The sequence below is a fragment of the Bacteriovorax sp. BSW11_IV genome (assembly GCF_000447755.1).
In the GTDB taxonomy this organism is placed as follows: domain Bacteria; phylum Bdellovibrionota; class Bacteriovoracia; order Bacteriovoracales; family Bacteriovoracaceae; genus BSW11-IV.
The window spans coordinates 1-26,149 of record NZ_AUNE01000050.1 but is presented as its reverse complement, the minus strand read 5'-3'; the positions used below and the strand labels follow the sequence as shown (position 1 = coordinate 26,149).

Sequence of the window (26,149 nt, the reverse complement as noted above, 5' to 3'; positions counted from 1 at the left end):
TACCTCAATGACTTTCTTTAATTCTCATAAGTCGTAAAAGCTCTTTAGCTACTGCCTTCCCCGAATTAGGGTTTTGACCAGTTACTATTCTTCCATCTGAAACTGCGTATGAAACAAAAGGGAATAGGGCCTTTTTATATATAGGGTTTAAAGCCTTCAGCTCATCTTCAAGAGAAAATGGTACTGTGTATGTAAGTCCAGCTAGCCATTCTTCTGTATTAGAAAAACCAGTTATTTTTTTATTCTCAATTAGTGGTTTTCCACTAGGTGCCTGTAGGTTTAAAAGCCCTGCGGCACCATGACAAACCGATGTTACATAGCCTTCATTATTATATATTTGCTCAGATATGAGCTTCAAGTCAGGATTATCCTTGAAATCCCACATCGTCCCATGTCCACCAGCAAAATAAATTGCGATGTAATCATCTCCATTTAATTTTGAAACATCTAAAGTTTCATCTAGTAATCTCGTAAACTCAGGATTCTTTAAATGTTTTTTTGCCTCTTTATCTATGTACATCCACCCAAGACTTCTTTCATCTAAAGGAGACTTACCTCCATTTGGGCTTGCAATATCAACTTCAAATCCAGCTTCTTTTACTTCATCATAGAAATGAGTCAACTCCGTTAGCCATAGCCCTGTTTTATCCTCACGATTTGGGTAGTCCTCATGATTAGTGACTATAATTAATATTTTTTTCGATTCGGCTAACTTAAGTTTCATATTAGTTTCCTTAGTACTTGCACATGCACTCATTGTGATAAGAACTAATTGTAAAACAAATAATTTCTTAAATAAATTGATCATATAAGATCCTTTAACGAACTAGTTTTTTTGAACAAGCCACTTTTTGTATAATTTTGTATTTCTGTAAGCATTCATTCTATCTATTATAAATGCTTTCAGCGGTGAAATATTTGGAACTGTTTTTTTCCCTTTTATCATTCTATTGAATTGGTACTTAACCATTGCCATGTTCGCCATTGAAGCTAATGCTTTATTGCTCCATGTGATAGGCCTTAATGAGGGCGTATTATCTTTTGAATTGCCTAATTTCCAATCATTCGGAATCGATGGATTTATTGCTAAAGCAGTTGCAATTCCAACTACATCAACACCAGAGCTTACAACATTTTCAGCGACTTCTTTTCTTCTCACACCACCTGTAACCATTATAGGCATTTTGGCGACAGCTGCGATTTCTTTAGCGAACTCTAGGAAATAGGCCTCTCTCGCAAGTGACCTTTCATCTCTAGCTTTTCCCATCATTGCAGGAGCCTCATAACTTCCCCCCGAGACTTCTACTAAATCAACTTCTAGGTCATTTAATTTTTTAACAACCTCTTTAGCATCTTCAGGACTAAATCCTCCACGCTGAAAGTCTGCGGAATTTAATTTAACAGCAACTGCAAAACTTTTTGAAACTTTTGATCTTACACGCTCTACTACTTCAAATAAAAATCTAGAACGATTCTCAGCGCTTCCTCCCCATTGATCCGTTCGCTTATTTGTTAAAGGAGAAAGAAACTGACTAATGAGATAACCATGTGCTGCATGTATTTCAACTCCTGTGAACCCTGCTTTTTCTGCAAGTGTTGCTGTATTAACAAAGCGCTCAATAACCTCTTCAATTTCTTCTATGGTCATTTCTCTTGGTACTCCAAATGCCTTTGAAGCCGCTCCTAATTGAATTGAGATTGCTGATGGAGCAATTGTTGGTTGTCCCATATTTACTGGCATCTGACGCCCAGGATGATTGATTTGCATCCAAGCCTGAGCACCATTTGATTTTATAATTTCTGCCCACTTCTTAAAACTATCTAAATATTTATCATCTTCTAATACCACTCCAGCAGGACCGGTCATCGCTCTTCTATCAATCATGACATTTCCAGTGATGATTAAACCAGCTCCACCTTTTGCCCATGAATCATAAAGCTTGAACAACTCATCTGCTGGTAGGTGGTTAGAATCGGCAAGATTCTCTTCCATTGCGGCCTTTCCAATACGGTTTGGGATTATGCTTCCATTTGGTAATATTAAATTTTCAAATAACTTCATTTTTTCACCTTTTGTTTATTAAATCTAACCCTACTATACACTTAAAGTTAACTTTAAGGTCAACGTCTAATGCATTCACCATTCATTAATATTTTCATACGCTTAGGCACACACGCATTGGACCTTAGCTAATTATTTAAAAAAAACCTCTATTCATTTGTTAAAAAATTTGGTGTGTACAGTGCTGCCTGAAACTCAGGTTGATAATCATAGCGCACTAATTTCTTTATTTTTAACGACTTGATAAATTTTGAAATCGGACCATTTGACAAATTTAACTGGATGTCTTCACCGCTAGTACTACTTGCTTTCTTTATGGCCCTAACATCACTGTAACCATGAGTTAATCTTCCTTGTATATCTACGTTTATAAAATTTAAGCGAGAAATGGATGTTTCAGATTTTTTGACATCTAACCTTTTACCAACCATAGAGAAATCAAAGATTCCTTCCTCATTATAGTAAGAAAAGCTCATATTATTGTTATCAAGCTCATACTTTATTGGGATTAGCCATTTAGGTAAATTATATCCAAGAACACCACGAACTCTAGCTAGCTCAGTATCAACAGGAAGCTTCAATACGTATCCCCAAAGACTCTTATTATTAAGTTCTCCAACTAGTGAGATGAGTCCAAAGTTTTTTGCTCTTGGAGTTGTTGTTACTATTGAAATTGAAAGCTCATTATATGAACCATTATCACAATAATGATAAGCATAGGAAGTTATAGCAATTAATCCTATGCCGGGTGAAAATGAGATTGGTTTAACAATCTCTTTTACTGAACTTGGAATAAGTTTGCTGATTGTATCCATATCAGCAGTATAAATTGCAGTAATACTACTATTGCTATAGTAGAAATTAGGTGAGTAAGTAACAAATCCAACATCCTTTCGTTCTTTTTCTAAAGTAATGAACCAACTTAAATCTAAATTAGGTTTTTGTTCTTTTACAAATGAAAGAGGTGGATTTGAGCGATACTTATCATAAATTCCGTCCTTAATAATTGGAACTTGAAGATCACCCATTTTGATTTCCGTAAAAATATTACTAGTACTTTCTTTTTCAAAATGTTCATTTAAAGTGCCGGTAGAACTATTTAATAATGCATCATTCAACAAGAAGCTTGGAAAAAATGCTAAAGTAATAACAATAATTACTACCCCTAAAAATATTTTGGCAATTTTTCTATTTTTCAGATTTACTTTACTCATACCTAACTCCTTTGTTTCGATTTATTCTTGAGGAAAAATCCTCATAAAAATTCAATACAAGTTAACTCTACAATTAAAGTTAACTTTAAGGTCAAGATCATTAAAAAAGGATTTTCACATTTAAAATCAATGCATTTGCTTAAATCTCAAATGGAACCGGAAGAAATCCAGATCGGATTTATCAATAAGAAGGTTCCAGCAAACTTTTACGTAAGCACTGAATTAAATGCGCTGCTTACGTAATAAGATGTTGGAACCAATTCGCAGAAGTCGAAACAACGATTTTAATTAATCTAACGATTTCAAGGAACTACTTCTAATAAAGGGTCTTCCAGTTTTTTCTCGCTTACTTTGACTTACCTGAAAAAAAGAATGTTTACTAAAAATAGGTGTTACTTGGGTGTTATGCAAGATGCTGAGCAAGCTTGGCTGAGACTGTTGAAAACTGGAATCCAAAATTCATTACTAAGACCAAACATTTATCCTTTTCATCTTGCATAAATTTCTCATGTTCGCATAAGTCTGGTCGAACAGACTTCATTAGTCCGATTGTCTGGGATAAATCAGACTTATTAAAATAAACATAAGAAAGGTCATGGGCCATATTATTTCTTATTTTAGCTAGTTCTTTGAGAGGAGCAATATACCTTCGACAATCTTCTACATCTATATCTGCTCCTACTTCAACGATATCCTTTAAAAAAGATTTATAAATGTCGACTTTTCTTCCAAAAGTATAATCTTCAATTTTAATTTCATATTTTTTCAATATTTGAATCAGTTTTGCCTCAATAAGTAAAATAATCGAAAGGAATTGTCCGATAAAGATATGTTCTGGCTCTTTTCTGTTTCTAATTTTTTCAAAATCGACTGTCAAAAGTTTTATTAATTCTTCTGCATTTTCCTCTGGCGTTCCCCACTCTTCTCTTATTTTAATTAAACGTTGATTTTTAGTTGTTTTAAATATTTTCTTTAAAAATTTCATCACTACTCAAACTCTCTTTCAACAAAAGACTTACCTAGTATTGGTTCGCCATTGCTCTGTTCACAACCATTTATGCCAGAACAACCATTCTTCTACATTCACCACTCTCAAACTGTGAAAATCGTCGGGGTAGTTGAGTTAAAGATGAGTTGTACTCTCTTGCATTTTCTGCAACAGGAAAATCAACACGATGTTCACTTTTACACTTGTCACAAAGATAAATTTCAACACCAATTCTCATACACTCCTCCTATTAAAAAATGATACACATCCTTAACTGAACTGAGGTTCCAACACCTTTTACGTATGTTATGAATTGAACGAACGACTTACTTAAAATGACATTAGTGCATTTTCTAGACAAAATAAATTTAAATAAATAACTCTATATTTTAATCTTCAATATATTTTTCAACATAACTCTTTGTACCATTCCAATGGAAAATAATTTCTCTTTTCCCAAAAAACCTTTTATATCTTTTGAACACAGGAATATTTTGCTTATCTGATTCACTAGAAAAATCCACAACAGTAATCTTTGCATTCTTACGCACCATACGACTAAGCAATTGCCTAAATTCAAAATCAGCACTAGGTAAAGAATAACCAATAAAAATGACCTCTGAGGCTTCAGATAATTCGACTGCAGAATTTTGCCAAATTTGTTTGTATTGCGGGGAATCTAAATCTTTTATAAATGTAGGCATGACTAAGCTTGAATTCAAATGGCTTGATTTTCTATCTTTTTTAAAGTTTTCTTTACAGTGTCTGCATTCCTGCTGATTCATAAATTGATAAAGGCCTATTTTTTCATTAAAGCCAACATAATTTCGATAACATCTTGGGCAGGCTAACCAATTTAATGAACCATGTATTTTTAATAATTTTACATTATACCCACCTGCTCCTAAAATTTCTAATCCAGGCTTGATCGTATTATCATATTTATTAAATGAACTAACATGACAACAGTAATCAACAACTCCTTTAATTGTAGATTCATCCAAATCAATGTTTTTTTTAATATAATTATCTAACATAATGTCCCAATTCATACTTACAACACTAACCGGGTCAATCATTTTATATCTATTATTGCTACGTTTTTTAGATTCAAAAACTAGATGTTTCGCAAACTTATCAATATAACTTGAATCAATATCTCTTAGTTTTTCATCTAACATTTTTGCAATCAGATAATAAACGTCACTTCGAGCTCTTTTCATTTCATCAAAAGACAACCCTCTGAATGAAGTGTTCTCTGCAATACATCTATCAAGTGGAGTAAAAATATCTTCCAACTCGACTTCACCAAAATGCTCTTCTGAAATAAAAAGATCTTCAGATAAAAACTTTTTAAACCGCTCAAATACTTCTCTATCAAAAAGGTTAGGACTAGAGTCATTCAGTTCAAATATATTTTTAATTAAATCATATTGATTTGGAGCTCCTGCCTCTATCGAAAAACCGGCGCCTAGCACATAAACTTTTTTGTAATTAGGGGAATGCATACATCTCCAAATATTTCAATAATTAATAAAATAAATTATCGGTTTAAAGTTTATATTATCTTGAATCAAGTTTTCTTAACCTCCCCCTCCCAATCCCCAAAACCTCTGCTATAATCAACCTCACAACCAAAACAAAAGATTTCTTAATATGCCCGAACTACCCGAAGTCGAAACAATAAAATCCCAACTCACCCCCTACCTCCCTCTGGAAGTAGACTCCGTCACATACTCCGACGTCTCTGATGGCGTTGTAAAAGACAAAGACTACGCACTCACAAAGGGCGATGTAATCGAGAAGATTTCTCGCCAAGGAAAAGTGCTGCGCTTCTTTTTAAAAAACGATAAGCGCATTATCTCGGGCCTTGGTATGTCAGGCTCGTGGCGAATCTCAAAAACAAAGATCACAGAAAAGCACACCCATGTTCTCATTAAAGGCAAGCACGATAACGAGATCGTGTACTTCGGCTACATTGATCCAAGACGATTTGGGAATATGCACTTTTTTAATCTTGAGAATGAAGCGAAGTGGCTCACACGCCTTGGGCCTGATGTAAGTAGTGATGATTTCAATGTGGATTATCTTTTGCACTTGAAAAAGATTCGTCCTGAAAAAGTATTGAAGCCGTTTTTGTTGGAACAAAATTTCTTTGCGGGTATTGGTAATTATATGGCCAGTGAAATTTGTGCGCGTGCGGGCCTTCGTCCAACGCGCAAAATGAAAACACTGACAAAGGCCGATCTAGAAAATGTCATTAAGGCCACAAAGCTTGTTCTTGATGATACGATTAAAACTGGTGGCACAACTTTCTCTGGGGGCTATCAAGACGCTTATGGCGACAAGGGTGAAGGGGTGAAAAATCTTGTGGTTTTTTATCAGAAGACGTGTCGCATGTGCCAGAAAACGGAAGTGAAAAAGATTGTGTTAGCAACGAGGGGGACATATTACTGCCCCCACTGTCAGAAATAATTTTTCTGCGCCCAATTACAAAGCGCCACAAGAACAGGCCTTACTTCCATGCCCTTCTCACTAAGAGAGTAGCTCACGCGAATGGGAGTGGTGCTTGAAATTTCTTTAACAACAAGCTCATCGCGCTCAAGCTCCTTTAGCTGAGAGCTTAGAACCTTTTGAGAAATTCCCGTCGTATCGCGCAGAAGTTCATTAAAGCCGCGCTTTCCATAAAACAAAAGAAAACCCAAAATTTTAATCTTCCACTTGCCGCCCAGAACGTCGAGGCTCGTGTTTATATTTCTAACACTTATATTTAAATCTTCTTCAGTAAGCATAAAAATCCTAGACAAAATTTTTTCTAAGTTACCTTGAGGTAACCTAGTAACCATTTGGTGGCCATGCACGATTATATCATCGTGTTAGCATCAGGTTAATAGAAACTGCCAAAAAAAGGTTATCAATGAAAGTATTTTTTATGCCTCTCATCACGACTCTTGTTCTGTCTTGTTCAGCGAGAACTCTTGTTACAAACGATTTTGACCCAACTCCATACAAACTGCCCATTAAAGAAAATGCTAGCACTCTTAGTGTTAAAAGGCTTGAGACGGGTAAAAATCTCTCTCGTGAAATGCTTATCATGGATGAGGGACGCTCTGATGTTATCCACTACTCCACTCACTCGGCCTATCTTCTCACCAAAAACGAAAAGAACTATCTTATCGACACGGGCCTTGGTCTAAAAGCGCGTGAGCAGTTTATGGAATTTCCCGCCTATGCGCGCCCTCTTTTTGATTTTGAAGAATCAAAAACAATTAAAGAGCAAATTGGCGATTTACCAATAGAGGCCATTTTCTTTACTCACCTTCACTTTGATCACGCCAGTGGCGCCGAAGACTTTGGGCCAGTCACTATTCACACGCTAAAGAGTGAATTTGAAAATATGAAAAACGACACCAAACAAGTTTTCATAAAATCACAAATGGATGCAGATTTTTTAACATGGAATTTTTTAAATCTTGAAGATAAAAGCTATGGCCCATTTAAAAAGTCTCTCGACTTCTTTGGTGATGGCTCCCTTATAATCGTCTCCCTTCCTGGCCACACTGAGGGCTCATTGGGCTACATTATAAATACAAATGAAGGGCGATTCTTTTTAGTGGGAGACGCCGTATGGACAATCGACCAAGTGATCTCAAATAAAGATAAAAACTTTTTAGCGAAAAAACTCGTTGATGGTCATGCTGAACATACGCGAGAGAGCGTTGAGCTTCTTCATAGAATTTGGATGAGCAATGGGAACTTAAAAGTTATTCCAAGTCACGATCTTAAGGCCAATATGGTGGTGCCTAAATTTTAGTGAACGGGTTCGAAATCACCAGGCTCTTCAATGAAAAAAGATCCGTTTCGAAGAATCTCTTCCACTTCTGCGAGCTGTCCTTTTTCATTGGTGGCCACAAGTACTCTGTCGCCTTCATCAAAAGTTTGTGAGCCATCGGGAATAATCAAAAAATCCCCGCGCTTAATGAAAAGAACTCTTGTGCCATTGATAAGCTTAATATCCACAATACGCTTACCAATGGCATCGTCTCCTGACTTTAAGCGAATCTCTCGAATCCCATACTTTGTACGCTCAAGAGTTTCCATATCGATGGGAAAGTGCTCATCGTGAGAAAGTGGATAGAGAAAATTCAGTTTGCGCGCAAAATACTTAAGCGTCATCCCTTGCACGATGGCCGAGAAGACGACGACAAAAAAGACGATATCAAAAATAAAGTAGACTTCTCTTCCTAGGTGCGTGGCCGCAAAACTCGCAAAAACAATTGGTGTCGCCCCTTTAAGTCCGGCCCATGAGGCGAAAAACTTTTGCGCCAGCGAATACTTTCCCCCAACCATCAACAGATAAACGATCAATGGCCTTGCGATGGCGATAAGAAAGATCGACAACCAAATCCCCTCTTGCCATACAGAAACAAGACGTGACGGAATGGCCAAGAGCCCAAGTAAAATAAAAAGCCCAATTTGTGATAGCCATGCAATCCCATCGTAAAAAGAGATGAGAGCATTTTTATGAACAAACTTTTTATTGGCAATGATTAGACCGAAAAGATAAACAGCAAGTAGTCCGTTTCCTTTTAAAAGTGTTGTGGCCGCGTATGTGAAAAAGAGAAAGGCCATCGTTAGGGCCGGGTATAAACCTTGGAAGTCCAAGTTGATGGAGTTGTTGATTTTCAAAAAGAGCTTTGAAAAAGCATAACCTCCAAGAAGGCCCACGATAATATTTAAAACCAGATCAACCCACAATGTCTCATAGGTAATAGTCTTATCGACTAAACCTAAAAAGATCGTCACGAGAAAATAGGCCATGGGATCGTTACTTCCCGATTCCAATTCAAGAAGGCCTTTAAGTTTTCTATCAAAGCCCGAGTGGCGGTCTTTAAACGCAGCAAAGACAGCGGCCGCATCTGTTGAGGAGAGAATCGCTCCTAATAGAAGGGACTTTAAAAGAGAGATCTTAAAGATGTAATATGAAAACGCCCCAATCAATCCGGCCGTGAGAATAACCCCAAGTGTTGAAAGCAGAACACCTCGGCGGGCCACGGGTTTGATTTCATCAAATTTAGTGTCGAGCGCCCCTGAGAAAATAATCAGGACGATGGCCACGAGACTTAGGGAATGAGTGAGTTCGTAATTTTCAAATTCGATGCCGCCTGGGCCCTCGCCTCCAGCAAACATCCCCACAAGCATGAAGATGATTAGGATGGGAAGACCAAAGCGGCTAGAGCTTTTAGAGATGATGACACTTACAAAGAGAAGGATTGAGCCAATTAATAGTCCTTGGTTTAAAATCGCTTCCATTAAAAGTGTCCCTCCTTGGGCCGTTTATTGATTCAACATCATTTGACTAACAATGGCGTAAACAAGCATTGCTAAAAATAAAACTGCAAAAAAGTATAACCCGATGTTGTTCCCTTTTTTTTCAGGGCCTTTATTATTTTCCACGATAATTCTCCTTAGAATTTATTAAACGATTTAAAAAAGTGTAATCAGCTTAATAAATAAGGAGGACTCGGACCTGTTGGGTATTCGAAGAAATTTGTTCTTGCTCTGAATACGGGTTCAAAATAATCGAGCTGACAAAGAAGCTCGGCTCTAAATTCAAGAAGCCCTAAAAAAGGTAAATGAAGAGAATCAACTGAAACAGAGTTTTCAAAACTCTCCTTCTCTCCATTTCTAAAGTGAGAGAAGACGCTCTTGTATTCAACTTGAATTTTAGCTTCGCGAGATACTTCGTTTGCACTAGGAGTCCCTGGCACACAGAGTGTCAGAAGAAGCAAAAGAGCGTATAAAAAGCGAGGCCATAACTTCATCGTCATGGCCAAAATTATACGTGATAATCGTAAATTACAAAAGTAAAGAATTAGAAGAGGAAGCGTAATTGTGTGTAAATCGTGTCATGAGCACGATAAGCACTCCAATAAGAATTCTCTTGAGGTGACTTGAAAAGCTCCGCTCCCACCTTAAGATCGGCCTGTGGAGCAAAACGATATTGAGTCTCAAGCTTTAAGATATTGTCTTTTCTAGCGATATCGTACTTTAAGTCCGCCGCAATATTAAAATTGTCAGTTATAAAGTAGCGGATCTTCCCACCGAAGGCCTGCTTCCATTTAATGGCATCACTATAGAAGTCATCGTTTCCACGCTTATTATCACTAAGAAGCTGGATATAACTAAAAAGGATATCGTAGTTCGTGCGGTCAATATAGGCCGTTGAGTGAAAGTAGCTCTCGCGATCATAGGCCGGTGCGATCGAGAAGTAATCAGAACTAAAAGTTCTGTTGCTCTCTTTCATCTTCACAGGATCAATAATCTCAAAGTCCTTTCCTAAACGAGCGTTGGGATCAGTAATATCAAGGCCTGTCACCGTCTTCACATCGCCAAAGTCCTGACGAATCTGCACACCATAAATCATGTGGTGGTTCACAATCGGGTTGGCCGTAACATTAATATTGTAATCACCTTCTGGCGTTTGATTTAAAACGGCATCGGCGTTGGCCCTGATTTTATTTTCAGGCTTATAGATAATAAAACTTGAAAGCTCTCCGCCGTCCCAGCCATAGGCCTGACGAATCCCAAGACTTTTCTTGAAAACGATATCCGAGATTTCAGGCATATTGATATTGTAAACGATAGGCACTCGCTTACCTTCAATAACAGTATATTCTGGCGGTCTTCTCACCCACTCAGAGTTCGACGTGATCTTGCCGTCCTTCACATCAATACCAGGGTTCAACGGTGGTATATAAAGATATGAGAAAAACAGCGAGAGCTTAAAGTGCTGATCAAACTTTCTCTCAGCATAAAGGCCCACAAGTCCTTCCTGCTTTTCAGAAAGAAGCTGCATCCCTTGTTGAGCGTTCATATTTCCTAGCATCCAGTAGTGCTCGTTGATATTCCAATCAAGAAGCTTCCTTCCCACCACAAAGCGGCGGTCTGAATCTGAATACTCAAGATTCGCCTCGGAAATCGAGTAATTGATATCGTTAGTGTCGTTGAAAAAGAAGCGCAGATCGGCATCGAGAGTGCCGCGCATATGCTTAAAGTCGCCCTGCCCTCTTAAAGAAACTCCGGCCCACTCATTAAAGTTGTTTTGATAACCTGGGCTGTTCAGGCGGTGAAATTTTTCGAAAGATACACTGCCATTCATATCACCGTTAGGCAAAGTTAGTGCCCAACTATTTGGAATTGCGATTAGAGTTGCAAGTAGTATCGAATATTTCTTTATCATTAAAACCATAGTAGCTTTCCAACGGCAAAATGCACTTTATTTTTGCGCACCATGTAATTAAGTTACATTTCCTTAACTTTACTTCCTATTTGGTGACAAATTTAATATGGTTTTCTAACACAAATCAACACGATAAACCAACCAAGTTGGCTTAAATATGCGAAAATTAAACAATATCATGTTAATCCTTGCCATGACCTTGCTTGCAAGTTGTGGATATTTGAAGGACACACCTGTAGAAGACTCTAACGTCTACAGAAGCCCCCAACTTGGGAGCGACTGTACGATTGATCCGGCCAAGATCGGCCAAATATTTGTAGAAAACGTCCAAGAACAAATTGAGTGTATCGAATCAAAGCTCGCTCAATTTCGTTACGTGAAAACACAAAACCGCGACGTTCTAACTGAAGGTGAGCTTTCTCAGTTCGTAAAAAAATTCTTCGACAAAAATAGTGAGACGATCATTCAAGGTCTAAGCCTTGTGTTCGAACTTAATATGCTTCTTCTGCGCGATGAGGCCGGACAAATCTCAAGAGATAATATCACTCCTCTATTCAAGCTTCTTTCAAGCGTGAATAAAGAGGCCATCATTATATACCAAGTTTTTAGTGATATGAGTGATAAGAAAAAGCGCGCCGATTTTTGGAAAAACCGCGAACTTCTTATTCAGGCCATCGAACGCTTCTCAGCGGAAACATTAAAGATCATTGAAATTGGTCACAAAGTTCCAAAGAAAATTAATCTTAAACAATTTATCCTAGACCTTCAGTCAAAGCTTTCTGGAAAGAATGTTGATGAAAAAGTCATCGACTCACTTCTGTTTATTAAAAAGCTTTTCCTAGGCGGAACAAAAGAAGAGATCACATCACTTGAGCTTATTGACCTTGTTTCAAAGGCCCCAGGAATTTTGATCGCGGCCTTCGATGCCGTTCTTATCGCCGATAGCGACTTTAGCGATAAGTGGGAATATCATGACTACCTTATTGATAAGGCCGACAATATTGAAAACGCTCTTTATAAGCACAAAGACGAAGAGTATATCTTTGATATTGATGACCTCTTCAATATCGCTGAGCAGATCGATCTAGATGAAGTGACGCTAAAAAGCGGAAGCTTCAAGCTGCGCGATTATGAAAAGCTCATTGAAAGTTTCAAAAAAGACCTCATTGGTGGCGACAAAAGAAAATTTCTTTTCAAAGACCTTAAAACGATTTTTACTTACCTGCGTTTAGGTATCAAGTCTCTTCAGCGCTACAACCAGATTGAAGAGATCACAAAAGATCTAACGAAAAAAGAAGAAGACGATGTTAATACGGCTCGTGAAAAGATTTATTCACTAGCAAAGCACTTTCCGAGTGAGGCCAAAACTCTTATTCGTAATGAAGTGACTATTCCTTCTGAGCTTGCAGTTCTTAATTTTATTGAGACTCTTAATAAAGAAACAAAGACATTTAACTTCGACATGGAAGTAGTCAATGCTCTGTTTTCTATCAAACAACTTGCCCTTGGTGGCTCACGTGAGCTTATTACAAGAAAAGAAGTTTTCGATGCTCTAAGTAAGACTAAAGAGCTAGCAGAGATTTACTTTGATATTCGCTACCTTCTTCCAAGAAAAGAAGAGGCCATGCAAAAGCGCATCCTCCTAGAAGGACAGCTGGTTAAGATTGAATCTCTTCTTCTTAAAACTGATGTGGACTTCCCTGTGCTTGCAGCAAGTGAAGCGAAGAAAATCATCGAGTTCTTCTTTGAAAAAGAAGACCAAAGCAAATTCACAGAGGCCCTTGTGGCCTTCAAGAAAAATATTCTGGGCGGCGATCAAGAAACGTACACATTTAAAGAATTCCAAAGTGCTCTTAACTATATCAACGTATTGATTGATGGACTTAACCTTACTGATGGTATTAAGGACTTCTTCAAAAAATACGAAAATGATGAAATCTCTGAGCACCAAGATGAACTTCTTTCAACTGTTGTAGAGTTCACAGGAAAGCTTGATCAGAACCTAGAAAAAGGCCGTGTCTTTAATAAAGATGTGGATATTGTAAGCTTCTTACAAGAGACACAAAATCTAACAAATCTTAAAGACGAAGACCTTGATCTTATTGCAGATGTCTTCCCAGTAAAGGCGCTTCTTGTTGGTGGAGCACCTGATAATCTTTCTAAGGAAGATGCGAAAAAACTTATCTCTAAAGCACGCGCTATAGTAAAACTTCTGATTGAGGCCATTACTTTAAAGCGCGATAAGTATGAGACGAAACTTGATTTCAATGTAAAAGTTTACGAAATTGGTAGAGGACTAAATGATCTTATGGAGAAGATTGCTCCTGAGACAAATATCATTAAAGTGACTTCTATTCTTAGACTTCTTGAGCGTTTTACTGAAGTGAAGTTTACTCGCTTTAAAAGAACAATCATTGATCTTAAAGAAAGGCTTATTGAACTTAAACCGAGAGAAGAGCTGACTTATAACGCAAAAGAGCCAGACCTTCCTTCAAATCATGAAGACCTTGATTCTATCTTCACAAAGAAAGATATCGACACTGTCATGAATACGTTCTTTGAGGCCTTCGAGATCATGATCTTCACTGATGCGACTTATGATCATATGAAAGATCAACTTGAGCCAAAGGCAAAGAAAGCTTCTAAGAGTGGTAGAAGTCAAACGGCCGAAAGCTTTGGTGGTCGCGCCCTTGATTTCTTAGAGAATAAAGCTGAAGAATTGAATCTACCTGATATTTTTGGCAAGAAAAATATCGTAGAAACAATCTTAAATGAGCTTAAGACAGTGAACTTCCCTAACCTTCCTGTGTACAAGAAGCTTAGAGAAGGCTACATGCCAGAGCTTAAAGAAAATTTCACAAAGCTTGCAACAAACTACCGCTACTTCAGAGATCAAGATTCAGGAATGCAACATTATACATTCAAGATTCTTCGCAATAAGTACGGGTTTGAAGAGCTTTCTATGATTCGTTGGGGTCTAGGAAAAGTTCTTGTGGCCTATGGCCCTTATGTAAGCAATCCAAACGATGCCAAAGGCAACTCAATTACGATGGAACAACTTGGAGATTTCCTTGTTGGTATTCGTTCTATCTTAGAAGAGTTCAACCTATGGACTAGCAACTTCCAATTCTTCTCAAGAAACACTCTCCTTCTTGGTGACCTATTCCAGAGTCAATCAAATGGAGATATGCAACTCAATCAAGAAGAAGGAACGGAGTACGTTGCTCTTATTTTACAAGCAGTAGTGCTTGCCAACAAAGTCATGGACAGAATGAAAGACATTTGTCCATTTGTCGAAAAATCTGATGGCGACTATCGTATTGATCCTGTTTGCCACAGAGAGAACTTCTTTGATGTAGTTTTCAAAGATTTAAAATTTAACAACTTCTTCCCTCAACTGCAGAGGTACTCAACAGATAACTCAAAAGAGCAAAATATCGAGTTCATTCGCAGTATTGAAGGTTTTGCCAGAGACATTCCTATTGAAGAACCAATGAGAATTAGAGATTACACTCTTGTCATTGGGGCCATGCTCAATATCGAATCAACATTCCTACGTTTTGATCGCAATCAAGACAATGTTATCGACAGAGATGAGCTTGATAGGGCCTTTGAGGTTTACCGCAACGTTATTCTAATGCTTGCTCCAGACCTTAGAGATGGAAATGAAAAGTACGCACGAGTCGTTTTCTTTCATATGATTAAGTATATGACGATCCCATGTTCGAAAGTGACGATTTTCAAACACCATAATCTGTTCTGGTTCTATTACCGCAATACTGAAGCACAGCGAGTTAACATCGGCTCTCTTTTGTATTATCTTGTTAACGGTGCCACTTGCTCCGATGACGAGGGTGAAGAACCGGAGGAATAAAATGTCAGTCGATGTAAATATCAATCAATCAGTTGCCATTCTTGTAGATGGCAACAATATCGAGCGCTCGCTCCATACTGTAACAAAAAGCGAAAACACCATGATTAACTTTGACGTGCTTATCCCACGTCTTTTAGATAATCGTGGACTCAACAGGCTCATTTATTTTAGAGAAGGAAAAAATATTTCCTCTAAACTAAAAGAGCGTCTACACTTTTACTTTCACGGATCAGTTATTCCATGTCACAAAAGTGCCGATATCCCATTAACCATTAAGGCCACTCAACTTGCCAGTAAGGTCGATACCATTATCATCCTCTCTGGTGATAGTGACTATATCGAACTTGTACGCCACTTAAAAAGTGAAGGTGTAAGAGTTGAGATTGCGGCCATCGAAGATACGACCTCTCACCTTCTTGTTGAAGAGGCCGATTATTTTCACCCCATTATTTCTGAAGATGTTTTTGAATTAACAGGTCAGCCAAAAAAACAAAGACCTAAAACGCCGTATAAAAAAACTCGCTAGAATACAATATTCGCAACAGGCCCACCAAAGGGGTCTGTTGTTGGAGTATCGTAAGCATTAGTCATATCACTTCCATCTAAAACTAAACGCATCGAAGTCTCTTTGCCCGTGTTGTTGGTATTGCCATCCCCCTCCTGAATAGAAAGAACGCCAAGATACTCCATCACAGTATAGGCATTAGAACTTAGAGGGACGATAATATTATCAAAATAGATTGTAACAATCCCAGTGTTCGCATTTAACTCAAAGCCGATACGCTCTGGTGCTTCATCCAGTGATGTCAAACTCTGACTGTAAACAATGGCGTTATCGATAACAATGATGACTGTAATATTTGAATTATTCACAACAATCTGAAACAAAACACCCTTATTAGTAATGAACTCTGAAACACCACAAATCTGGCCAAAAATACTATCTGTTGGGGCCGCATCGATATATGAAATATCACACTCAAATGCCTTTACGCCTGAAGTGAAATCGAGTTTTTGATTGTCCGTGCCTGAAAAATTTGTGGGAATCCCATAGTTAAATTTTTGAGCACCTGTCATTGTATAAGTAGCGGCCAAGTAAGTGCTATCCATTTGAAGAGCATAACCAGAGTATGTTGCATATTCTTCATCCGTAGCGTCTAGGCGATAGCCGTATGTTTCTACTACGGGGTTATCTGAAGAACTCTCATCACCATAACTTGCATTGGCCTTAATAAGATCATTCAATTCCACATTCATCTGATTTTTACATGAAGAAAAAAGAAGTGATAAAAAAATAAAGGCCATGAGCTTTTTCATAAAAATCCCTTCGGACTAGATTGCCTTTATTTAAACATCAAATCTGTTTATACGAAGTACTCATGCTGAACTTTTTTAAACTATCCCCGCATTATCAAGAATAAAGCACTGGAAAGCACAAAAATTATGAATGATGCTCCAAAAGATATAAACCACATGTCACAAGCGAATGGTTGACACTATGATTTTGGATGGCCGTGTGAAGAGTCTTAGCACTCATCGCATGAACTTCAATTTCTTCGAGCGGGTCGAGTTCTTGATCGTGAGTTTTGATACAATTTTTTGCGTGATAGAAGTAACACTTGTTTGTCATAAATGCGGGATTAACATTCATCTCCCCGAGATAAGTCCATTGATTGGAAGTCATGCCCGTCTCTTCCCTAAGCTCCCTCATTCCAGCAAGCATTGGGTCTTCGCCGCTATGGATAACTCCTGCAGGAAATTCGAAACTAAACTCAGCGGTGCCATGGCGAAATTGCTTTACCATGACAAAATGGCCATCAGTATCTGTGGCCACCACATTCACCCAATTGGGACACTGGAGGACATCGAAAGTAAACTCTTTAGTGCCATCAGCGTTTTGCCTTCTTTTTTGAAAGTAGCGAAACACCGTGGCCTTCAGAACTTCTTTAACTTCAATATCCTTCCACTTACCTAACATTTAGAACTCTATGTGAAGAACGCCCTTATTTGAGTCATACTTCTCAATAAGGCGCTGATTGAAAGAGTCTTTAAGCTGGATATACTTTTGAAAATTTTCAAGTCCAATCTTTTTTTGAAATTCAGTTTCATAACGTTCGCGAATTTTCTTTTGGAAAGCTTCTTCGTCTTCTGTTGGGTTGTAAGAGTAATTCTCACCGTGCTTTCTTACCATCTCTTCATGAAAGGCCTCAAAGGCCTCATAAGAATCTTTTTCAAAACCTTCACGCATCTTAAAGTAATCTTCTACATGCTCTTTAGTAAGGCCCATGTCATTGATAAAAATATCTTGGACTTCTTCTTGCCAGTGCGTTTCAATTTCTTCAAACGTGGCCTCTAGTTCGATTATTTGCTCTTCAGTAAGTGAAGTGCTCTCAGAGATGGCCTTAACATCTTCTTTTGTAAGTAGACTTGGTGATTTCACAGAATCATCATTTTTATCAAATGAGCTTTCTACTTTTTTAGAGATGGTATCTGGAGAAGTTGAATTAAGAGATTGATTGGCATAGAAAAAATAAACAATTCCAGCAAGGATAAAAATCGTGCTGAAAATAATAGCAGCTCTTTTCATTAAGAATTTCCATTTAATTGGGGCAAGAAGGCCTCAAAAATTACGTTGCGCCCTTTTTTAAGGCAGAATAAATAATCTTTTTCTTTATCAATAGTCCAATGAACTATCGGCTTATTAAATATGTACTTCGCAAGAAAACTTTGGATCGTAGGTCTATCGAAAAACTCTAATCCAAAATAATCTGGTCTTACCATTGGAGTGGCAAGGAGATAGCGCAGAAGAATTTTTCTGTGAAATAAAATATTCGCTCCTTCGAAGCTGCCACTAAGAAGTCCCAAAAGAGAATCAGGGTAGTGACGACGAAGCCAAGTCAAAGGCATAGGATTAAAAGACTGGATTGCAAATTCACCGTCGTAATTTGCAAGCTCTTCCATCAAAATCTTCGCCATATGATCTTCGCGCGTGTAGCACTTAAGCTCAATCACAAGGGGAACTTTGCCTTTCACTAATCTTAGTAGATCCTGAAAAGAGGGAATCCTCTCCTGAGAGTCTTTAAGCCTCAGCTCTTGAAGCTCTTTTAGCGTTAAGTCTTCACAGGCCCTTAAATCCCCAGTCATGCGCTCCAATGAGTAATCATGGAACACAAAAAGCTTCCCATCTTTTGATAAGTGAAGATCAAATTCAATGGGAAGATTTTTTTCCATGGCCAATGAAAATGCACCTAGACTATTTTCTGGCACATTTTCATTGTGAAGGCCTCTATGGGCAATTGGTGTATTTAAGATAAATTGTGATGATCTCAACGTTTCATATTCTCCATCTGAAGATCAACCGTCACTTCTTTGTGAGCACGAAGCATTTGAAAACATGCTTGAAGATCGTCGATATTTTTACTTTGAACACGAATTTTCTCATCCATATAACTTGAAGTAACTTTGATACCTGAGTCTTTGATGATCTTATTAATCTTCTTTCCCATATCCTTATCGATGCCGGCCTTAAGATCAAGCATCTGCTTAAGTTTTTGGTTTCCACTTGGCTCAATTTCACCTGGTTCAATACTTCTCATCCCGATATCACGCTTGGCCATTTGTGCACGCAAGATATCAAGGGCCGCTTTGATTTTATAATCATCGTCAGCACGAATCTCTAATTGTTTCTCGCCTTTAAATTCTATCGTTGTATCTGAACCTTTAAAGTCATAGCGACCAGCAATAACTTTTTGGGCCATGTTCACCACGTTTTTCATTTCACCCATATCGAGCTTTGAAACTAAATCAAATGATGGCATTACACTCTCCTTCTCTAATCTAAACAGGATACCGCAAACACAAATCAATGGGAAGTTTGTCAGGCCCTATAACGCAAATTCTGTGGCGTTTGACGCTTTGCCAACAACCTCGTCATGGGTGATAAGCACCAATGATCCCTGATATTGAGACAAAAAGCTGCAAAGCCCCTGTCTGCCGACAATATCCAAGTGATTTTCAGGCTCATCCAAAATCAAAATATCAAATTGGGCCACACTTAAAAAGGCCAGCCACAACTTTACCCTTTGACCAAAGGAGAGCGCCTTATTTTTAACTAAGGATTCATAATCTCCACCCCATGAACAAAATAGAGTGACCACTTGTGTGAAGCTCTCTTTATCTAGGTCAAAAAATTCGTTCAACAGACTTTCGTCATTTTGAATAAGCTGAGTGGCCTTAACGATTTTTAAATTATCAACACTTTTAACTTCTCCAGAGTAAATTTCCCCCTCCCCTATAAGACATTGAACGAGAGTACTCTTTCCTGAACCATTGGCCCCTTTAATCCAAAGTTTTTGACCACGCTCAAGGGAGATTTCCTCGATGGGGTGAACTTGCGTGGGAAAACTCATGATCTTTTTTCCATGAAGCAACAAGCGCCCCCCTTTTTGTAGGGATACTGCTTGTAGTTTTGGATTTAAAATCTTTTGCGTCTTTAGAGATGACAATTCGTCACTCGTATTTGAAATTCTATTTTTAAGGCGATTCATTTGCGCCCTTATACTATTGGGCCTAAAGCTCCCACTTGCCGATCCTTCATCTCTTTTACAAATTCGCCCATTCTTTGCAATTGAGCGACTCTCTTTAAAATGATCTCTTTTATCTTGAAGTCGCTTCTTTGTTTCAAGAGCGTGATCTAATTTCTTAATCTCATCACGCAGAAGCTCTTTTTTATGAATGAGTTTTTTGCGTTCTAATTTTTTATATTCAAAAAATGCAGTGGCATTACCACTAAAAGAAGAGATCTTGTAGTTTTCAATGACCCATAGTTTTGAAAAAAGTCCATCAATAAACTCCACATCGTGAGAGATACAAATAATTGTCCCCCGATAGTTTTCAATAAATTGCGATAACATTTTCTTGCCCTCTAAATCTAAATGATTAGAGGGCTCGTCAAGAAGAACAACTTCACTTTCATGAAACTCGCATCGTTTTAAATACAAACGCATCAGCTCGCCTCCACTTAATGTGGAAAGTGGCCTTGTGGGTTCATACTTAAGATTTTCCAAGAGTCGCCAGAACTTTTCTTCAAGAATTGTTCCTCCGAGTTCTTCATATCTTGAGTAGTCATCAACGATTGCATGGCCTTCATAAATGGCATGGTAAAGTGCGCCCACTTCTGTGTTTTTTGGAAAAAATAAAAATTGAATATCTTTGTCATTTGTCAGCTCCTGCTTATGGTAATAGCGGGAGTCTGGAAGATTGGTCTGAAGGTTTGAACAATCAATTCCTTCTCGTTCACCAAATAAAATATTTAAAAGAGTTGATTTACCTGTGCCATTAGCACCTATAAGAGCAATTCTTTCGTTTCTTCCAAACTCCAAATTTACATTTTCTAAAAGGGTTTTTGTGCCCCTTTGCACGTTGTCTATCTTCAAAAAATACGTCATTTCTGACCTCGTAGTTTTGATTCATAATAAAATCCTCCTTATTCAATAATAAAAATACGTTCACATCATTCTCCTTGTTAGAAATGTGCCTTAATAAAAAAAAGGCCGGTTACTAGAACCGGCCTTCATTATGAATTACTGTAATCGTGGTATTTAGACGAGTGACAGTACTGCCGATTCATTATTTAAAATGTCTTTTACAATAATTGAATTCATGTCAGTACCTCCCAGATGGGTTTATTCTTTGTCATCCTAAACGGATTTAGGATTTTTTGCAACTACAATGTTTTTAGAAACATTATAAGATCTTTTTTCTGTTCAACACTTAAGATCTCTTCGCCATTTTCGCCAATAAACGCCTTGGCGTGTCCTTTATTGCTCATTCCTTCACGACGTGTATCGAAAAGAGCATCTTTATCTTTTTTCCATGCTTTAGGAATTTTATCACCTGTCGGATAACCCACACACTCATCATCAAAATCAGTCTCTGGATTATTGGCAGGACCTTGATAGAACGTCTTCACACGCTTATCTGGGTGAGTAAGAAGTTCGCAAAGATTTGGAATTGCATTGTTGTGAAAATAAGGCCAGCGCGACCAAATTCCCACAAGTGGCGGTGGCACATAACCTTTTTGAGGAACGACAACTGTCTTCATCCATTTTGAAATGGAAAGCTTGTTAAGTGCATCAGCAAAGGCCTTTGTTCCTTCATAGCGACCTGGATCAGTTCCAACATCTTTCACAGGTGTTTTTTCGTGATAGATCACTTTCGTTGTCGCGAGTTTTTGTTCATGAGTAAGAAGATGAGAATAGTTACTCGACCATGCTTTCACATATTCACCGTGACACTTCAAACACTGATTTTTGTAGATTGCTTCTCCACGCTTTGCTTTAGCAAGATCAATTTTACTTGCTGGAAAAAAGTCCCAGTACTTTGGGGCCTCAGTTGCAAAAGCGGCAACAGTAAGCTCTTTAATCGTCTCTTGATTATCTTTCATCCACTGCTCAAGCTCCTTGAGATCAGTTCCTCTTCCAATTTCATTCCAAAGAAAATTCGTAAGAATAGGGTTACCTTGCACAATAGATCCATCAGAGAGCCAACGCGTTTTATACTTTAAGTTCCACCATACCATTGGTTTTGAATCAGCAATCTTTGTCTTAAGAGCATTAGGTCTTGGAGAGAATTCAAAGAAGCGGCTTTTTGTTGCATATTCATCTGTCTTTCTTTTTGAAAGTGAAAGTGCAACTTGTGGCAGTGATGTATCAAGGCCCAAGGCCTGTGGCGTTTTTGCACCAACCGATGGAAGATTTCTTTTTGTTCTTCTAAACATCGCAACTTCTTCTGGCGTGGCCCCAGTGAATTCACCAAAAAGATGAGAAGGAATCAGCGGAACAAATTTTTTCGCCATTACAAAGTATCTGTTGGCGCGCGGTCTTTTATTAGTAAGACCCATCACGCTGCGACCAAATAAAGAGGCCGAGTGACAAGTGGCACATGAATAAGTAAGCCCACGGCCCCACTTTGTTTCAATAATACTGGCACCCATGTAGTAATCAGGTTTGTGCCCATCAGGATAAGGAATATTGTAAATGCCTGTGGCATTTTCATCGTTATACTTGTTAAGGCCTAGCCACTCGTACATGCTTTTTTCATCATGAAAGCCAGAAAGTTTTTGACCAATCTTCGCGAGATATTTCTTTAGACCTTTGTCTTCACCATCGTTGAAAAAGTTTTTCATCGGATCATAAGGAATAAGAAGTCCCGTCACAGTCACGGGATAGCGAAGAGCGTGGATAAGACCATCTCTTTTAATTTGTTCAAACTCTTCTTCTTCGAGATTGTAGATATTGGCCCTCGTCTCACCTTTTTCAATTGAGGCCTCGGTTGACCAATCGGCATTGTCAAAATTTGAATAGCAATACGTGCTTAAAAATAAGGATGCAAAAAAGATAATCTTTTGCATAGCAGCTCCCAGTGTGTTTTTGATTCGTGTTTCCCACTTTATTCATACCTTGAGCGCTTTTGTTTGGCCAAAACTATCCCCTTAAAAAAGTTGACAGTTATGGCCCTAATTTTGTGATTTTAAGTTGTTAGTATGCGATTAATAGACCAGAAGTCTCGCCTCGGTGAAATCCTCCATGGCATAGCGCACACCTTCACGGCCAAGCCCAGAATCTTTAACGCCACCATAAGGCATATGGTCCATACGAAAACCGGGAACGTTGTTGATGATAATGCCACCAACTTCAATTTTTTCGTGGGCCATTTTGACATGAGAAAAATCGTTGGTGAACACACCACACTGTAGTCCAAAATCAGAATCGTTCACTAAATTAATGGCCTCACTAAATTGAGAAAAAGAACTAATCGTCGCCACTGGGCCAAAAACCTCTTGGGCATAAACTTTCATTTCTTTATTCACAGAACTTAGAAGTGTTGGGGCGTATAAACTTTTTTGTTCATCGAGAACTTTCCCCCCAACTTCACACTTTGCACCCATGGCAATGGCCTCGTCAACCCACTCTTTAATTCTCTTCACATGAACAGCATCGATGATCGGGCCCACAGTGACGTTCATCTCATTGGGGTCACCTACTTTTAGAGTTTGTATTTTTGCAACGAGCATTTGAGTGAATTCTTTCTCTCTTTTTTTATGAACAAAAATTCTCTGAGTTGAAATACAAATTTGCCCAGCATAAAGATAGGCGCCATTGGCAATTATGGCACAGGCCTCTTCTAGATTTGCATCTTCATCTACGATCACGGCCGCATTGCCACCAAGCTCAAGAACGACTTTTTTCTTATGGGCCTTATCTTTTAAGGCCCAACCAACCACGGGACTTCCTGTGAAAGAAAAAACTTTGGTGCGAGAATCGCGAACAAGTTTCTCGCTAAGTTCATTATTGGCGACCACGACATTCAATGCACCAGGGGGATAACCCGCAAGAGCAGAAAGTTTAGCAATATACAGAGCGCTTAAAGGCGTATAAGGCGAAGGCTTCAAAATAATTGGGGCCCCTACAGCGAAGGCCGGACCAATTTTATGAACGGAGAGATTAAGAGGAAAATTGAAAGGTGAAATTCCAATCACTGGACCTTTAGCAAAACGCTTAACGACGCCAGTTTTTCCCGTGCCATTAGCGAAATCAAGATTGACGACTTCCCCATGGGAGCGGCGTGATTCTTCCATTGCAAAAGTGAGAGTTTGAATTGTTCTTTCCAACTCGACTTGGGCATAAGAGCGAGGCTTTCCAGCTTCAGCAACAATAATATCAACAAGAGTATTGCGATGTTCTTTAATGAGTGAAATGAATTTTTCGAGATGAGAGTAACAATCCCCTGCGCTCCAATTTTTCATGATCTGAAAGGCGCTCTCACTAGAGCTTAGGGCCAATTCAATTTCGGATTCATTGGCAAGCGAAACACTTGCGATTTCTTCCTTAGAATACTTATTTAATACTGTGATCGCATCGCTATGTGATTTACAAAATTCGTTATTAATAAAAGAAGAAGTCAGTGACTTTAACTCAAATGGATTCATGCTTTTTCCTCGCAAATAGACTTAACTAGTGTAGCGAAAAAAAGGCCCGCTGGGAAATTTATCGCGCTTGAATTTTTGGTTTTAGATACTTCTTTTTATTTTTATTAATCTTCCCTTCAAGTTCTTCATAGTCAGACAAAAATTTTATTTCTCCATTATAAAAAAGCTCACGATCACACAAAGAGCAAAGCTCCAATTCCACCATGAAACCAGCAATGAAGCGATAGAGAAAGGCCTTCTTTAAGCGCGCTTTATTCTCACCATGCTTAAACTTCCAATCAATCTCTTTAATAGAACAAACATCACACACGAAGATTCCCCTTCCTCTCTTTATGAAGAAATTGTAAAGAGATTCTGAGGATTTCTTAATGATTACACGATATCAAAAGTTTGATGATTTTAATCAGTATTTATGGAGCTTGAGATTTAGAGAACTTAGCAAATATAAGCCAATGAAATTGGGCGAAATTACCAAATGTTTTCACTTTCCTTCTGCACTCTTGAGCCTAGAGACCTAAGTAGTGGCAAACTACGGCATAGAAAACGTTTTTCACCGAGACAAAACAGATCGATCAAACATAGATAACAAAGAGTCACAGGCACTGATCCCGTTTTGAAAACACGGAATAATTTTGTTTTATATAACTTAGCGTTTTTACCATTAGTGAATCTCCAATCACGCTTTTCTGCTTTACAAAAATCACACATGTCTCCCTCCTTTTCTATCTCCTTTTGTCGGTAAATATTGTTTAAACTTGAGCTTTTTCTAGCAACTTAGCTATTAAACGATGATTTATCTAAATCATGTCAATTGCTCCTTTGTGTAAACAAAATCTAGGATTAAACTAACAAAGCGAGGGAGTTTGAAATATGAAATCGATCTTAATAGTAGAGGATGAAAAAGGAATTCATGATGTACTCGAGTATTATCTCGAAAACCTCGACGTTAAACTCTCTTTCGCCGAATCTTTCACTGAAGCAAAAAACAAAATCAACAACAATAACTTTGATCTTATTCTTTCCGATGTCCACCTCTATCCAGATGGTAGTGGTATCGACTTACTTACTGATACAAAAACAATTTTACCGACTACGCCCTTTGTGATCATGACTTCTTTTCTTTCGGCCCTTGATGCTAAAAGGGCCTATCACTTAGGGGCCGATGAATTTGTTGCAAAACCTATTAATCAAGACGAGCTTAGAAATAAGATCATGACTCTCTTGGGTGCAAGTGAAGAGAGTTACAAACAAAAAGAGATGGAGGACATTCTTTTTTGTGAAGTTCCTATCCGCTCTTTTATCTCAGGAAAAACTGCTCCCTTTGATATTTATATTCGTATTCGCCCAGGAAAATATATTAAAGTTGCAAATAAAGGCGACAATTATAATTACGAGATCCTTAAAAAATTTGAAGAAAAAGGAATCGATTTTCTGCATGCTCTGATTGATGAATTTCAGGCCTATACTCTTTTAAATTTAAAAATATGTAAAACGATTGCTAGTAATGAAAATATCAATGCGGAGAAGAAAAAGAATTTTCTCATTCATACCAGTAATATTTTGCAGGAAAATATTTTTAAAGTGAATCTCGATGATAAAACCATAAAATACGTCAACTTCTATGCTCACAATATGGTTAATATTATCGCAAGCTCCAAAGAATACTTAGACCTTGCAGATCACTTAAGAATTGAGAGCCCTGATATTTACAATTATTCACTACTCGCCGCTCTTTATGCTCTCTATATGACAGAACATTTAAAATGGGAAAGTGACGAG

At 38.1% G+C, this 26,149-nt stretch carries 24 protein-coding genes; 5 read left to right on the top strand and 19 right to left on the bottom strand.

The genetic code is table 11. The features are described 5' to 3' along the window. Positions 1 to 4: 4 nt before the first annotated feature. The 6 genes from M899_RS13945 to M899_RS13925 all read right to left on the bottom strand — a co-directional run bounded on the left by M899_RS13945 (position 5) and on the right by M899_RS13925 (position 5,772). Positions 5 to 724 carry a type 1 glutamine amidotransferase domain-containing protein gene (locus tag M899_RS13945; protein WP_196801775.1) on the bottom strand — a complete coding sequence of 240 codons (720 nt, stop codon included), beginning with the start codon at positions 722 to 724 and terminating at the stop codon, positions 5 to 7. A 102-nt stretch (positions 725 to 826) separates the two neighbouring features. Continuing rightward, complete coding sequence (locus M899_RS13940) at positions 827 to 2,062, bottom strand: NADH:flavin oxidoreductase/NADH oxidase family protein (RefSeq protein WP_021272221.1); 1,236 nt, start codon at positions 2,060 to 2,062, stop codon at positions 827 to 829. 149 nt (positions 2,063 to 2,211) lie between these two features. Continuing rightward, positions 2,212 to 3,276, bottom strand: coding sequence for a hypothetical protein (locus M899_RS13935; protein ID WP_021272175.1), 1,065 nt, complete (start codon positions 3,274 to 3,276; stop codon positions 2,212 to 2,214). Positions 3,277 to 3,679: 403 nt separating this feature from the next. Then, complete coding sequence (locus tag M899_RS13930; protein WP_052610357.1) at positions 3,680 to 4,261, bottom strand: hypothetical protein; 582 nt, start codon at positions 4,259 to 4,261, stop codon at positions 3,680 to 3,682. 70 nt (positions 4,262 to 4,331) lie between these two features. After that, positions 4,332 to 4,502, bottom strand: coding sequence for a hypothetical protein (locus M899_RS18440; protein ID WP_021272171.1), 171 nt, complete (start codon positions 4,500 to 4,502; stop codon positions 4,332 to 4,334). Between the two features lie 151 nt (positions 4,503 to 4,653). Continuing rightward, the gene (locus M899_RS13925; protein ID WP_021272238.1) at positions 4,654 to 5,772 is read right to left on the bottom strand and encodes a hypothetical protein; all 1,119 of its coding nucleotides are present in this window, start codon (positions 5,770 to 5,772) and stop codon (positions 4,654 to 4,656) included. Between the two features lie 148 nt (positions 5,773 to 5,920). Between M899_RS13925 and M899_RS13920 the strand changes: the two genes are divergently transcribed. Then, positions 5,921 to 6,739 (top strand): Fpg/Nei family DNA glycosylase, encoded by an 819-nt coding sequence (locus M899_RS13920; RefSeq protein ID WP_021272113.1) that lies wholly within the window; start codon positions 5,921 to 5,923, stop codon positions 6,737 to 6,739. On the opposite strand, the gene M899_RS13915 is transcribed toward M899_RS13920, so the two are convergent. After that, a complete protein-coding gene (locus tag M899_RS13915) occupies positions 6,730 to 7,056 on the bottom strand; it encodes a winged helix-turn-helix transcriptional regulator (protein ID WP_021272244.1) in 327 nt (108 codons plus the stop codon). The genes M899_RS13920 and M899_RS13915 overlap by 10 nt on opposite strands. 125 nt (positions 7,057 to 7,181) lie before the next feature. Between M899_RS13915 and M899_RS13910 the strand changes: the two genes are divergently transcribed. Next, positions 7,182 to 8,078 carry an MBL fold metallo-hydrolase gene (locus M899_RS13910; RefSeq protein ID WP_021272120.1) on the top strand — a complete coding sequence of 299 codons (897 nt, stop codon included), beginning with the start codon at positions 7,182 to 7,184 and terminating at the stop codon, positions 8,076 to 8,078. On the opposite strand, the gene M899_RS13905 is transcribed toward M899_RS13910, so the two are convergent. The 3 genes from M899_RS13905 to M899_RS13895 all read right to left on the bottom strand — a co-directional run bounded on the left by M899_RS13905 (position 8,075) and on the right by M899_RS13895 (position 11,516). Continuing rightward, positions 8,075 to 9,577 (bottom strand): potassium/proton antiporter, encoded by a 1,503-nt coding sequence (locus tag M899_RS13905; RefSeq protein WP_021272184.1) that lies wholly within the window; start codon positions 9,575 to 9,577, stop codon positions 8,075 to 8,077. The genes M899_RS13910 and M899_RS13905 overlap by 4 nt on opposite strands. A 188-nt stretch (positions 9,578 to 9,765) precedes the next feature. Beyond that, positions 9,766 to 10,095: a hypothetical protein gene (locus tag M899_RS13900; protein ID WP_155897220.1), complete on the bottom strand. Its 330-nt coding sequence runs from the start codon at positions 10,093 to 10,095 to the stop codon at positions 9,766 to 9,768. Positions 10,096 to 10,139: 44 nt separating this feature from the next. Next, the gene (locus M899_RS13895) at positions 10,140 to 11,516 is read right to left on the bottom strand and encodes a hypothetical protein (protein WP_021272246.1); all 1,377 of its coding nucleotides are present in this window, start codon (positions 11,514 to 11,516) and stop codon (positions 10,140 to 10,142) included. Positions 11,517 to 11,664: 148 nt separating this feature from the next. Between M899_RS13895 and M899_RS13890 the strand changes: the two genes are divergently transcribed. Continuing rightward, positions 11,665 to 15,381, top strand: coding sequence for a hypothetical protein (locus M899_RS13890; protein WP_034729592.1), 3,717 nt, complete (start codon positions 11,665 to 11,667; stop codon positions 15,379 to 15,381). 1 nt (position 15,382) lies between these two features. Beyond that, positions 15,383 to 15,907, top strand: coding sequence for an NYN domain-containing protein (locus M899_RS13885; RefSeq protein ID WP_021272210.1), 525 nt, complete (start codon positions 15,383 to 15,385; stop codon positions 15,905 to 15,907). Here the strand turns inward: M899_RS13885 and M899_RS13880 are convergent. From M899_RS13880 to M899_RS13840, 9 genes are all read right to left on the bottom strand, one after another. Next, positions 15,904 to 16,698, bottom strand: a complete 795-nt coding sequence (locus tag M899_RS13880; RefSeq protein WP_021272143.1) for a hypothetical protein — start codon at positions 16,696 to 16,698, stop codon at positions 15,904 to 15,906. The two genes, M899_RS13885 and M899_RS13880, sit on opposite strands and share 4 nt — an antisense overlap. Positions 16,699 to 16,822: 124 nt before the next feature. Then, the gene (locus M899_RS13875) at positions 16,823 to 17,359 is read right to left on the bottom strand and encodes an NUDIX hydrolase (protein WP_021272160.1); all 537 of its coding nucleotides are present in this window, start codon (positions 17,357 to 17,359) and stop codon (positions 16,823 to 16,825) included. Then, entirely contained in the window at positions 17,360 to 17,968 is a 609-nt protein-coding gene (locus M899_RS13870) for a hypothetical protein (RefSeq protein ID WP_021272207.1), read from the bottom strand. Next, complete coding sequence (locus M899_RS13865) at positions 17,968 to 18,711, bottom strand: glycerophosphodiester phosphodiesterase family protein (protein WP_021272125.1); 744 nt, start codon at positions 18,709 to 18,711, stop codon at positions 17,968 to 17,970. Before M899_RS13865 ends, M899_RS13870 begins: the two co-directional genes overlap by 1 nt. Next, on the bottom strand, positions 18,708 to 19,199 hold the full coding sequence (locus M899_RS13860) for a YajQ family cyclic di-GMP-binding protein (RefSeq protein WP_021272217.1): 492 nt from the start codon (positions 19,197 to 19,199) through the stop codon (positions 18,708 to 18,710). The genes M899_RS13865 and M899_RS13860 overlap by 4 nt, the downstream gene beginning before the upstream one ends. A gap of 66 nt (positions 19,200 to 19,265) precedes the next feature. Beyond that, complete coding sequence (locus tag M899_RS13855) at positions 19,266 to 20,828, bottom strand: ATP-binding cassette domain-containing protein (RefSeq protein ID WP_021272132.1); 1,563 nt, start codon at positions 20,826 to 20,828, stop codon at positions 19,266 to 19,268. Between the two features lie 278 nt (positions 20,829 to 21,106). Then, complete coding sequence (locus M899_RS13850; protein ID WP_021272232.1) at positions 21,107 to 22,792, bottom strand: c-type cytochrome; 1,686 nt, start codon at positions 22,790 to 22,792, stop codon at positions 21,107 to 21,109. A gap of 138 nt (positions 22,793 to 22,930) precedes the next feature. Continuing rightward, positions 22,931 to 24,370, bottom strand: coding sequence for an aldehyde dehydrogenase family protein (locus M899_RS13845; protein ID WP_021272106.1), 1,440 nt, complete (start codon positions 24,368 to 24,370; stop codon positions 22,931 to 22,933). Between the two features lie 58 nt (positions 24,371 to 24,428). Continuing rightward, positions 24,429 to 24,680: a hypothetical protein gene (locus M899_RS13840; RefSeq protein ID WP_021272222.1), complete on the bottom strand. Its 252-nt coding sequence runs from the start codon at positions 24,678 to 24,680 to the stop codon at positions 24,429 to 24,431. Between the two features lie 560 nt (positions 24,681 to 25,240). Between M899_RS13840 and M899_RS13830 the strand changes: the two genes are divergently transcribed. After that, positions 25,241 to 26,149, top strand: a 909-nt coding sequence (locus M899_RS13830; protein WP_021272251.1) for a response regulator, incomplete at its 3' end; no start/stop codon positions are given.